The organism is Pseudoduganella sp. RAF19, assembly GCF_052114165.1.
Lineage (GTDB): Bacteria > Pseudomonadota > Gammaproteobacteria > Burkholderiales > Burkholderiaceae_D > Rugamonas.
This window is the reverse complement of the sequence record NZ_JBFREF010000009.1, coordinates 159428-171126: the sequence shown is the minus strand read 5'-3', so window position 1 is coordinate 171126 and position 11699 is coordinate 159428. Positions and strand designations below refer to the sequence as shown.

8 protein-coding genes and 1 pseudogene are annotated in these 11699 nt (G+C 56.1%); 4 read left to right on the top strand and 5 right to left on the bottom strand.

Annotated features, from left to right (window positions below; all coding sequences use genetic code 11):
• Nucleotides 1–71: 71 nt before the first annotated feature.
• On the top strand, nucleotides 72–1010 hold the full coding sequence (tehA, locus tag AB4Z19_RS23360; RefSeq protein WP_442029639.1) for a dicarboxylate transporter/tellurite-resistance protein TehA: 939 nt from the start codon (nucleotides 72–74) through the stop codon (nucleotides 1008–1010).
• A 35-nt stretch (nucleotides 1011–1045) separates the two neighbouring features.
• Here tehA and AB4Z19_RS23355 read toward each other — a convergent pair whose 3' ends face one another.
• Nucleotides 1046–3226 carry a beta-glucosidase gene (locus AB4Z19_RS23355; RefSeq protein ID WP_442036155.1) on the bottom strand — a complete coding sequence of 727 codons (2181 nt, stop codon included), beginning with the start codon at nucleotides 3224–3226 and terminating at the stop codon, nucleotides 1046–1048.
• 4 nt (nucleotides 3227–3230) lie between these two features.
• Complete coding sequence (locus AB4Z19_RS23350; RefSeq protein WP_442036153.1) at nucleotides 3231–4403, bottom strand: acyltransferase family protein; 1173 nt, start codon at nucleotides 4401–4403, stop codon at nucleotides 3231–3233.
• Between the two features lie 249 nt (nucleotides 4404–4652).
• Between AB4Z19_RS23350 and AB4Z19_RS23345 the strand changes: the two genes are divergently transcribed.
• Both AB4Z19_RS23345 and AB4Z19_RS23340 read left to right on the top strand, forming a co-directional pair.
• Nucleotides 4653–5234 (top strand): PEP-CTERM sorting domain-containing protein, encoded by a 582-nt coding sequence (locus AB4Z19_RS23345; protein WP_442028229.1) that lies wholly within the window; start codon nucleotides 4653–4655, stop codon nucleotides 5232–5234.
• A gap of 129 nt (nucleotides 5235–5363) precedes the next feature.
• Nucleotides 5364–6806 (top strand): IS1182 family transposase, encoded by a 1443-nt coding sequence (locus tag AB4Z19_RS23340; RefSeq protein ID WP_442029981.1) that lies wholly within the window; start codon nucleotides 5364–5366, stop codon nucleotides 6804–6806.
• A 297-nt stretch (nucleotides 6807–7103) separates the two neighbouring features.
• Here the strand turns inward: AB4Z19_RS23340 and AB4Z19_RS23335 are convergent.
• The 3 genes and pseudogenes from AB4Z19_RS23335 to AB4Z19_RS23325 all read right to left on the bottom strand — a co-directional run bounded on the left by AB4Z19_RS23335 (nucleotide 7104) and on the right by AB4Z19_RS23325 (nucleotide 9935).
• Nucleotides 7104–7417 (bottom strand): annotated as a pseudogene (locus AB4Z19_RS23335) (transposase).
• A 493-nt stretch (nucleotides 7418–7910) separates the two neighbouring features.
• On the bottom strand, nucleotides 7911–8180 hold the full coding sequence (locus tag AB4Z19_RS23330) for a hypothetical protein (protein WP_442026021.1): 270 nt from the start codon (nucleotides 8178–8180) through the stop codon (nucleotides 7911–7913).
• 621 nt (nucleotides 8181–8801) lie between these two features.
• The gene (locus tag AB4Z19_RS23325) at nucleotides 8802–9935 is read right to left on the bottom strand and encodes a sensor histidine kinase (RefSeq protein ID WP_442036151.1); all 1134 of its coding nucleotides are present in this window, start codon (nucleotides 9933–9935) and stop codon (nucleotides 8802–8804) included.
• A 784-nt stretch (nucleotides 9936–10719) separates the two neighbouring features.
• Between AB4Z19_RS23325 and AB4Z19_RS23320 the strand changes: the two genes are divergently transcribed.
• Nucleotides 10720–11670: an L-lactate dehydrogenase gene (locus tag AB4Z19_RS23320; protein ID WP_442026023.1), complete on the top strand. Its 951-nt coding sequence runs from the start codon at nucleotides 10720–10722 to the stop codon at nucleotides 11668–11670.
• Nucleotides 11671–11699 lie beyond the last annotated feature (29 nt).

Below are 11699 nucleotides of genomic sequence, written 5' to 3'. Positions count from 1 at the left end.
GCGTACAGTTAATAACTCTTCGCAAAGGCCGGGATATGTTCAGCAAATCTTTGATTCGTGCAGTGCCACAGGTGCCTCCATCTTTCTTCTCCGCTGTGCTGGGGCTTGCCGGTCTGGCGAATGTCTGGAGAGCAGCGCATGCTGCCTGGTCCCTTCCATCCGCCGTTGGCGAGGCGCTCTACGCGATTGCGGCTTTGACGTGGCTGATCGTCGCCGTGCTGTATGCCCTGAAGTGGATCGCCGCTCCCGCTGTCGCACGTGAGGAAGCCGAACATGCCATCCAGTGCTGCTTCATCGGGCTGGGCGGCGTTGCGACGCTGCTGGTCGCACAGGGTGCGCTGCCTTATTCGCGGCCGCTCGCCATCGCACTGTTCGCGCTGGGCGCCGCGTTCACGCTTATCTTCGCGCTGTGGCGCACGGGCATTCTGTGGCACGGTGGACGCGATCCCGCGGCCACCACGCCGGTGCTGTATCTGCCAATGGTGGCGGGCGGATTTGTGACCGGCATCGTCAGCGCTGCGCTGGGCTGGAAGGAGCTGGCGCAGCTGGCATTCGGCGCGGCGGCCTTTACCTGGCTCGCCATCGAGTCCGTGCTGCTGCACAGGCTCTATACGGCTGTGCCGATGACGCCGGCAATGCGGCCCATGCTGGGCATTCAACTGGCGCCGCCCGCCGTTGGCGCGGTTTGCTACCTGTCCGTCAGCGGCGGCCACGCCGATCTGCTTGCCCACATGCTGATTGGCTACGCCTTGCTGCAGGCCCTGCTGCTCATACGCATGCAGCGCTGGATTCGCGAACAGCCGTTTGCTTTCTCCTATTGGGCCTTTACCTTCGGCGCCACCGCACTGGCTGGAGCGGCGACCCGCTTGTCCATCGACAGCCCCGATGGCATCTTCAGCGCTCTAGCACCGGTCCTGTTCGTTGGCGCGAACGTGCTGGTGCTCGGCATCGCCGCCGGCACTTTGCGCCTGCTGCTGGGCGGGCAATTGCTGCCCGCCGTGGCCAAGTGATTAACAGCCCCTCCTGGCGATGGAGCTGAAACGACCTATCGGGCGCCCGCTGCGAACTCGCGGGCCGGCACGCTGACGACGACGGAGCTGATTGGCGCTTCGGCGCTGTCGGCAACGATTACCTTGTAGTCGCCGCCAGCGATCTTCCACTTCTGCGAGGCCTTGTCGAAGACGGCGAGAGTGCGCGGGTCGATCGTGACCATACTGGCCTTCGATTCGCCGGGCCGCAGCGTCAGCTTGTCCCAGCCGCCCAGACGTTTCGGTGCTTCCCATCCGTCGCCGGCTTTGGAGACGTAGATCTGCGGCACAGCCTTGCCCTCACGCTTGCCCGTGTTCTGCACATTGAAGCTGACCTGCACCGCTCCGCTGGCTGCCTGCGCCTTCAGCCCGGAGTAGTTGAAGGTGGTGTACGACAGGCCGTGGCCAAAGGGGAACAATGGCTTCAGGCCTTTCTTGTCGAACCACTTGTAGCCTACCGCCGCGCCCTCGATATCGTAATCCACCAGGAACCGTGTGCCTTCGGGCAGACCTTTGCCATCCAGTGTTGGCCGAGGCAGCTGCGATTCGCTCAGCGGGAAGGTAGCTGGCAGACGGCCGGAGGCATCGATCTCGCCTGTCAGAACGCGCGCAATCGCTTCGCCACCACCGGTGCCGGGATACCAGGCTTCTACGACTGCGTCCACTGCGTTCAGCCACGGCATGGACACCGGCGAGCCGGTTTCCAGCACCACGACGGTGTGCTTGTTAGCACCAGCGACAGCTGCAATGGTCGCGTCCTGATTGTTGGGCAGCTTGAGGTCTGGCTGATCGACCGATTCGGCAGTCCACTGCGAGGCGAATACGATGGCCAGATCGCTCGATGCTGCGAGCTTGGCGGCAGCGGCAGAGTCCTTGCCATCGTTGTACACGAACCTGGCGTGCAGGCGTGCGGCCAGCGCTTTCAAAGGTGAGGACGGGTGATACACGATCGGACCCGGGAATTGTTTCGGACCTTCGTTCGGCACCGGCGAGCCGCCCTCTGGATAGACCTGTGAGGAGCCGCCGCCCGACAGTACGCCAACATCGGCGTGGCCGCCGATGATGGCAATGGTCTTGTAGCTGTTCGCCAGCGGCAGCAAGTTGTTCCGGTTCTTCAGCAGAACGATGGACTCTTCGGACGCGGCCTGCGAAATCCTGGCGTTCCTGGCGTAATCGATGCGCTCCGGCTGCACCTTGACGGGATTGTCCATCAAGCCGTTGGCATACATCGAGCGCAGGATGCGGCGCACCATGTCATCGACGCGCGCTTGCGGCACGTGGCCGTTTTCGACTGCTTCCTTCAAGGCGCCATTGAAATAGGGCGATTTATCGAAAGGCCAGCCCGATTGCTGATCGAGTCCGGCCAATGCGGCGGGAATGGTCGAGTGAGTGCCACCCCAGTCCGACATCACATAGCCTTTGTAGCCCCACTGGTCTTTGAGGACTTTGTTCAGCAAGAAGTCCTGCTCGCAGTTGTACACGCCGTAAGTGCGGTTGTAGCTGCACATCACGGAACCTGGATTGCCACGTTCGATCGCGATCTGGAAAGCCAGCAGGTCGGACATGCGGCCTGCCGCATCGTCGATTTTTACGTCGAGAATATTGCGGCCGGTCTCCTGGTCGTTGTAGGCGTAGTGCTTCAGCGTCGAGATCACATGATTCGACTGGATGCCGCGAATCTGCTCACCGACCATAACGCCCGCCAGTAAAGGATCTTCGCCCGCGTACTCGAAGTTGCGGCCATTGCGCGGATCGCGCTGCAGGTTGGCGCCGCCCGCCAGCATCACATTGTGGCCGGACAGGCGCGCTTCGTTGCCGATCATGGCGCCGCCGGCAAAAGCGGCTTGCGGATTCCAGGTCGCGGCAACGGCAATGTTTGCAGGCAGCGATGTGCGGGCACGCAGGCTTTTGCCCAGCGCCTGCGTGGCCACGCCGACGCCTGCATCCGTGAGCTGCTGGTCGGGGATGCCGAGACGCTCCACGCCGTACACAAAACCCGCTGCACCATCGATGCCTTCCTTCGGCTTGGTCGACGACGGTGGCAGATCGGTCGAGAAGTAACCGAACACCAGCTTGATCTTCTCGTCCATCGTCATTGCCGACAGTGTTTTCTGCGCGCGCTGATCGGGATCGTCAGGCGCCGCAAACGCGTGGGAAGACAAAGCAAATGCCACTGCAGCCATCAAAACTTTATTCATCAATTCAAACCTTTCTGATTTTCGTGATGCTGATCGTCGGTTCAAGCGCGGCCTTTTGCATCAGGCGTTTGCCGAGCCAGCGCCGTACCGGGATGTCATAGAACTTCAGGCAGATGTATGCCAGTGCGACGCAGGCCAGGAATGTCGCGGCAGCCACCGGCAGTGCGCCAGGCAGCGTTGCCTTGGTCCGCGAAACCCAGGCGGTGTAGCTATAAATGAAGGGGTAGTGGATGATGTAGATCGGATAAGAGATCGCGCCAAGGAAGCCGCAGATCTTCGTACCCAGCTGCGTATTCAGGTCGCCGCTTGCGCCGATGTAGACGACCATCGGGAAGACGATGACGATGCACAGCGCGTCGTAGAGGCCATTCTTCCAAAGCTCGGTCGGGCCGCCGAAGCGCGGCAGAGCCAGTGCGGCAAAGATCATCACGCTGCACAGCAGAAAGGCGTGATTGAAGCGACCGACAGTGACCACGCGAGACAGCAGCAAACCGGCGAAGAAGGGATACAGCAGGCGCGTTAAGCCAATACGTATCTGAGCCGGCGCCAGCGACCATCCGCCAATGACGTCACCGGGGCCGGTGACGCAGTAGTGCACCAGCACGCAGCCCGCGACGAACACGCACAGCGCCAGCAGCGTCTTGGAGAACTTACGCACAAACAGCGCGTACAGAATATTCGCAACGTACTCGTAGAACAGCGACCACGCGGGGCCGTTCAGCGGATGCATTTCTCCCCAGCCGCGCAGATCAAGCGCCGCGCCAACCGGCAGCAGGGTAATGCCGATGGCCATGACCATCACCACAAACCATACCGGCGTGGTTTCGATCCTGGCGAAAACTGGACTGATCTGCGTGTAGTACATCGCCGCACCGATCATCATGGCCACGACGATCATTGGATGCAGCCGGATCAGCCGGCGCTTGAAGAACTCCATGGCCGACATTTCGCGCCATCGGTCGTCGTAGGCGTAGCCGATGACGAAACCGGATAGCACGAAGAAGAAGTCCACCGCCAGATAGCCGTGATTGATGATCTGCTCAAAACGGCTCGCCGCGTGGGCTTCGAAAAAGTGGAAGGCGACGACCATCAGCGCCGCCACGCCACGCAATCCGTCCAGGATGGGGTAATGCCGCTTCGTGTCCGCGAAGCCGATCGACATGGAACTGTTTGCCACTAAGTCTCCTCCGTTTTGAAGATTTATTGATAGCGCTATCATTTCAAGGCGCGATTTTTTGATTTTTCGTCATCATACAGAGGGAAGTAGCCGCTGTCTCCAGGCGTATTGCTGTCGACAATTCTTACACTTAGCCTCGCTGTAATTTATTCTTTGCAACTAAGTATTTGATCCTGTTGAGATAGCGCTACTTGGCACACGAAGTGCTTAATCTCACTGTTCAAACTCGACAGACGCAGGGAGGTTATTATGCTTCGCAAGTCTCAGTTCTTTGCCGCTACTTTGCTTGCATTGGGCTCACTGGGCAGCCTGCCCGCGAAAGCAAACCTCGTGACCAACGGGGGTTTTGAAACCGGAGACTTCACTGGATGGGGAAACGGGTTCAACGCAGTCTGGGACGGCGTAGATGGCCTGGCGCCTCAGTCAGGTTCGTTCGCCGCGTTCTTCGGCAATCCCGGGGGCATCAGCACCATCAGCCAGAGCTTGTCGACCGTGGCCGGAACCCTTTATTCGATTTCATTCTGGCTGCAAAACGAGGCGGACGTGACCGGCAACGCCGCCCCCAATTCGTTTGAATTCGATTGGGACGGCGTCACGCAAATGTCGCTGACGAATGCGCCCGGTTCCGGTTACACCGAATACACGTTCCAGCTTGTCGCGAGCGGAGCCACGACCAACCTGGCCTTCAACTTCAGCCAGACGGCCGCTTTCTGGGATTTCGACTCGGTCGTAGTCGAGGCCGCGACCGTGCCGGAACCGGGCAGTCTCCCATTGCTGGCGGTAGGCGGCGTGCTGGCCTTCGCCACCCTGCGCGCCCGCAAGAACAGCTGAATCCGGCGTCGCCCGGCGCCAAGCCAGCGCCAGTGTCGCTAATAACAAAGTCGACCACAAGGCAGTCTTGAAAATCAAAGGCTTTTCCTGAAGCGTTATCACTTCAACGCATGCACTCAGGAGGCCGGGATGAAGCGGTATGTCGAGGGAGCAGATCGCAGCCAGTGTATTCTTTTTCCAGAGCAGTTGGACGACTACGTTGGCGAGGATAATATTGTTCGTGTCGTCGATGCTTTTATCGAAGCCCTGGACCTCAATGCTCTTGGCTTTACCGGCGCCGAACCTGCACGCACGGGCCGGCCTGCTTACCATCCGGCGGTTCTGCTCGGCATTTACATCTACGGTTATCTCAATCGAATTCAGTCCAGCCGACGCCTGGAGCGAGAAGCGCTGCGCAATGTCGAATTGATGTGGCTTACCGGAAGGCTTACGCCCGATTTCAAAACCATCGCAGATTTCCGTAAGAATAATGGCGATGCCATTTGCCAGGTGTGCAGGCAGTTCGTGCAGGTATGTCGTCGGATTGGGATGTTCTCTGAGAGCAGCGGCGTGGCTATTGACGGTAGCAAGTTCAAAGCGGTGAATAATCGTGACCGGAATTTCACCAACAATAAGCTGCAAGCTCGAATCGAACAGCTTGAAGAAGGCATTTCGCGTTATATGGAAGAGCTTGACCGAGCTGACCGGGAACCCATCCTGGTTCCGGAGGCACGCGTGGCGCATATCAAAGACAAGATCGCAGCCATCAAAGGTCAAATTGAAAGTCTTGCCGAAATCGACAAGAAATTGAAGGCCACACCAGACCAGCAGATTTCGCTGACGGATCCGGACGCACGCTCGATGTCAACAACCGGACGAGGCACGGCGACGGTAGGATACAACGTACAAACCGCCGTGGATACGCAGCATCATCTGATCATCGCTCATGAAGTAACCAATGTTGGTCATGACCGCACACAGCTCGCGTCGATGGCCAAGCAAGCCAGTGAGGTGCTACACAAGGGCGGTCTGGTGGTGTATGCCGACCGAGGCTATTTCAGCGGCCCTGAAATTCTGGCGTGTGAAGAGCTGGGGGTGATCCCATTGGTCCCCAAACCGCTAACTTCCGGCAATCGAGCAAAAGGGCAGTTCGACAAACGCGATTTTCAATACCTACCCGAGAGTGATGAGTTCCAATGCCCGGCAGGTGAGCGAGCAATACTGCGTTTCACCATAATGGAAAAGGGGCTTCTTTTCAAAAAATACTGGTCCTCAGCATGCCCCAAATGTTCAATCAAATCGCAATGCACCACTGGCACCAATCGCCGAATCGCACGCTGGGAGCACGAAGAAGTCCTTGATCGGATGGCGCAGAGGCTAGCCGAACGGCGGGACACTGCCAAAATTCGACGACGCACAGTGGAGCATCCGTTCGGCACTTTGAAATCGTGGATGGGGGCAACGCACTTTCTCACCAGGACTTTTTCGCGAGTGCGGACAGAGATGAGTTTGCATGTTCTCGCCTACAACCTGAAGCGAGTGATGCGCATCCTGGGAACTAACGGGCTGAGAACAGCCTTGATCGGGCTGTAAGCCCTTTCTTCTTCGACGCGTCTTCAATCGGTTCGACTCGTCTCGCCGACTGCAGCACCGGTAGCATCCAGCCGCGTTTTCACACGGCCTGGCCCCATTGCCGACGGTCGTCCTCGCTCCAATTTTGGATAGTGAGCGTGACTGAAAAGTTGTTCAACTTATCAGTCGTCGCTCGTACCATCGCATTAAAGGACGAACAGTTGCGCCATGGACGAGGATAGAAACGGCTGTGACACCAAGCGTTACTGATCGAAACTTTGAATCCGTCTTCCTCTAGTCCCTGGCGGATCGTTTCGATCACTTCTCTTCCTCGCCCAGCAGGGACGCCAGCTTTTTTCGAGCACGCAGTTCAAGCATCGCTTCACCATAGGCTTCTTGCAGCTCTTTGATCTGGCGTTCGTACTATTCGCGCACATCCAGGGGCTTAGCCCGTAACGCGTTCTCCATTCCGCGCTTGGCCTCGTCGACCCATTCCTCGATTTCAGACGGTGGCATATCGAAGGCACGACTGGCCTCGGCAACCGTCGTCTTTCCTTGGATAATTTCCGTCACCAGCGCCGCTTTGCGCTTCGCGTCCAGCGTTTTACTTCCTCTTCCATGACCATGCTCACGTGATGTCCTTTCTGTATTATCACCTGAGCAGGAATTCACTGGGTCATTACATGATGATACTAATGTCAGCAAAATTTCTCTGAGCGCCGCGTGAATGTTACGGATGAATCAAGTATCTCATTTTCTTAACAGAGATTTTTCTCTTTCCGCTTTCCCAAGAATGAGCTGCCTCAATCTAAGTATCGCTTTATGGAGCTTCTTGCGAACAGCAGCTTCGCTTAGGCACACAGGGTTTCGTCTGAGGGGCCGCTTTGCATCAAGTTGAGTCGACTTGCGGAGGATCGAAACGGCGTGGAAGCCCTGTGCCGGATAGTACCCGCTTAACGACATGCAACGGGACGCATCGGGACTGCACATAACGCCGGGCCTCATCCGCTCCGATAACGCTGCGTAGGGCAACGCCATACTGGACAGTTTCAGCGGTCCATATATCTATCCGGCGCACTACTTTTGCAGCGTCTTTCATTGGCTCTACTTCGGCGTCACCTAACCTCAGGAGTCGGAGGATGAATCGATTAGGTCGTCCAATGATCTCACAAAGAGGGTAGTAATATGGTTCACCCTGAAGAACTCTTGCGCTTGTGTCACGCGATCTTCTTCAGACATAGCATTTACTGTAAAGTGATAAAGGTCCGCATCCCACCTAAGAATTAAGTCCATCAGGTCTTCACTCAACGGTTCGCTTGGCATCCCAATATAAAGTGTGCCGATGCTTCCGTCCTGGCGGGCGTAGCAGGCTTTCCACTGCAGAATTCTATCCATCGAAAACGTCCTTCTCCGCATCATCCAAGCTCACCGTCATGCACGCGCGACACGTCCGAAGTTCACCGCTCGTATCGGCTCATGATCTAGTCCGAGGAAATGCCCGCTTGATAAGTTCGCTTCTTATCGAAGCGATTGAGGTAAAAACGAAGTTAAGGGCAACGGGATCGCTCGCAGGAAAAGTACCGCACAATGCTTCGTCTAAAGCCGCATCAAGGCGCACCTGCTCCACCGTTTCCGCCTCGTCACCCAGCAGCACATCGCCCCCATACTGGGGCACTGATAAGAATTCGCCCATGTTAACCTCGCATAAGGCTTGAGAGTCATCTGCGACCTGGCCATTAGTTCATCGACCGTGCAGATGTCTCGGTCAGATGCATCAGCTTCAACATCATCCAAAATCTAGATGTGGTCGGTACGTATGCTCACACATGGGCACAAAAGTCCGCCTGGGACGCGCTTGCATTCTGACTTCCCGCACGACCTGCCTGCCGAGTGATTTCTTCAACCAAAACGGATCTGAACCATGGCGAGTCGCGCATGGCGAGCTTAGGCTCCGTGGTGCAAGACAGACGTGAATATGTTCTAAGTCTTCACCGCGTGGCTACTTGATTTCAACAGTTACTTGGGGCTGGCAGATATCTCGTGGCGTGGGAGTGTGATGGTAAAAACACAACCAACATCAGGCAGATTACGGACGCTAAGAGCGCCACCATTTTCCACTACGAACTGCCTCGCGATCGTCAGCCCCAGACCGAGCCCCGTACGGTCGGTACCGCCCTGCTCAAATGGCTGAAACATACGTTCAGCCAAGTCGGAGCCTAGCCCGCCACAATGGTCGGAGACCTCGATCAAAATACTGTCAGCCAAAGTACGACACGCCAGGGTTACCTCGGTGTGCACGTGCGTGAATTTGAAGGCGTTTTGCAATAAATTTACAACTGCCGCGAGAAGCATTGCCCGGTTACCTTGTATAGCCAACTGTGGATTACCGGGCAAAACCGTCAGGCGGCATTCCTTCGCAACTGCAGCCAACGCTGTTGTCGTTTCCACTTCCGCGATAAACTCAGCAAGAGAAAAAAGGTTGCTTTGGTGATGGATCTGTTCGTCGCGTACTAACGAGACGGTGGTACTAATCAGATCCTCTAAGCCGTCCAAGCTGCGGCCCAAAATGCTCCCGGTTGCGCCATCCAGACTCAGATTGCCGACTTTACAAGCAGAAAAGGCCAATTTGGCGGTGCCAAGGAGATTGCGTAGCTCATGCACAAAGAAACCCATCCGTTTGTTTTCCTCGGCGTTGTGACGATCCGCCTCTCTGAAGTCGTGTTTGAAGCTAAATGCTGTAACCGCATACGCAATTGCTACATCAAGACAGCGATTCAAAGTCCTAAATTCGTCGACGGAAAAGGGAGCGTCACGCTCCACTGCAATATCTGTGATGGCCTGGCATAAATCACCGTAGTTGTGGACCACGTCATTGATAGTAAAGCCCAGCGTCATCATAGCTTCGCCGTGCAGTGTGGCGGACGCGCCGAGTTCACCCTTAGCAAGTCCCCCATCTGAGAGGGGAATCAATTGAAGTTCGAAAGCACTATTCGTGTGCTGAGCTCGTAAAGTACGAATAAGCTGTTCAAGAAACATCGGAACGCCGTTCCGCAGTTGCTCGGCAGTAGCGGTGTGCTCACGTGCAGCAACTTTTGCCCGACAACGGCTGATGAGTTCGGCTCGGTTGTTAGCCAGGAATTCGTGTAGCACCCGATCCCTCCTCTTCACAAATACTCGACCCAAGGTGTCTTAGGCGTGCATCAAAATCTGCCCTCATGCTGTAGTGTAGGCGAAAATCAGGGCATTGCGGACGCAGCGCAGATGGATACCATTGCAGCCTCAAACACCTGCTTGCTGAATAATAATTGAACTCTACCATGAATGGCGTGACCTCATAACTGCTCTTCAACTAAATTTGGCGCAGGATGGGTCTACCGCAACTGTTGCGGCGCACGATGCCGCAAGGGCTATGTCAGCTCAGCACGATTCAACTGATGGGAGGATAATGCGTATACTCTAGTGAACTGAATTAATTATATTTCGCACACGGAAGGAAAAAATAAATGCTCCAACAATCGTGCGCGACCGGCACACGCGTATATTGGCTAGACCGACGACGCATCTAGCCTATAAAGTGCTTGTTGGTGTCGCTATGACAGTAGGCAATTCTACTAAGTCCGGAACCTCTTGCCCAAAAGCGCGCGTAGCTCTCTCAATTAGGATGTGAATCGCATGCTATCCAGCTAGCAACTTTACCATCGAGCGTCGCCTCTAATTGCGGCGTACATCGGTATCGCTACGGTTAGGCGAAGAGCGTATCCCACGCTAAGAGTCGAAAAGCTGCTGCGGCAACACTTGAGCCCCGTGATCTATTTGTTCAATCGCGATGCGCTAAGGAAAACATTCAGTACAAGCAAGGGAGCTCTACGAGTTCTTTGCGATGCCACTGCGCTTAAGTAGGGGCCTAGCAGTCGTCTATCGAGGAGTCATCAATATGAAGATCGGGATCGTCGGTACAGGCGCCGTCGGCAGTACCGCCGCTTATGCGATGCTGATTCAAGGCATCGCCAGCGAGCTAGTGCTCGTAGATAGCAACTTGGCTTTAGCCGTAGCACATCGAGAAGACTTGCTACATGCGACGCCCTTCAGCTTTCCTATCCATATGCAGTCAGGCGACTTCCCTTTGCTTGACGGCTGCTCGATAGTTATCATTGCCGCCGGCGTAGCGCAGGTTCGTGATGAAACGCGCATGCAGCTCCTTGAACGCAACGCGGCGGTGTTCGCGCAAATAGTGTCCGAGATTATGCGTTACGCGCCTGGGGCCATACTATTGGTAGCCACCAACCCGCTTGACGTTATGACCCAGGTTGCCACGAATTTATCGGGACTTTCGCCTGATCGCGTAATCGGTTCCGGCACCATGCTCGATACTGCTCGCTTCCAGTCGCTTTTGGCCACGCGCTTAAAAATATCGCCGTCGTCAGTACACGCCTATGTGCTCGGTGAACACGGCGACTCGGAAGTGCTAATCTGGTCATCGGCCAGTGTGGCGGGCATTCCACTTATCGAATGTGCCGCACTGTGCGGCTATAAGCTGGATGACTCGGAAATTGTAGCCGTCGACCAGGCAGTGCGCAAAGCGGCCTACAAAATTATTACCGGAAAAGGCGCGACCTATTATGGCATTGGTGCAGCGTTAGCATTCCTGGCGCGTGCCATCCTACAGGATGAGTGTCGGGTTGTGAGTGCGTCTGCAGTAGCTCCGTCGTTTTCTGATGTCTGTGACGTTGCAATGTCACTTCCAGTCGTCATTGGCAAGCATGGGGTCCAACAACGTCTTGAGCCTGCTCTAAATACGACTGAACATGAAGCCTTGAAAGGCAGCGCTGCTTTGATCAAGAACAGCGTCAATCAGGCAATGCTTAGCATTAAGCAGGGCAATTAGCAGTGTTTGATGCCATCTGGGTGGCGTCA

Excerpts from the sequence above, each read along its gene's own strand:
- AB4Z19_RS23355 (WP_442036155.1), bottom strand. The coding sequence starts at position 3,226 with ATGAATAAAGTTTTGATGGCTGCAGTGGCATTTGCTTTGTCTTCCCAC.
- AB4Z19_RS23345 (WP_442028229.1), top strand. The coding sequence starts at position 4,653 with ATGCTTCGCAAGTCTCAGTTCTTTGCCGCTACTTTGCTTGCATTGGGC.
- AB4Z19_RS23340 (WP_442029981.1), top strand. The coding sequence starts at position 5,364 with ATGAAGCGGTATGTCGAGGGAGCAGATCGCAGCCAGTGTATTCTTTTT.
- AB4Z19_RS23330 (WP_442026021.1), bottom strand. The coding sequence starts at position 8,180 with ATGGATAGAATTCTGCAGTGGAAAGCCTGCTACGCCCGCCAGGACGGA.
- AB4Z19_RS23320 (WP_442026023.1), top strand. The coding sequence starts at position 10,720 with ATGAAGATCGGGATCGTCGGTACAGGCGCCGTCGGCAGTACCGCCGCT.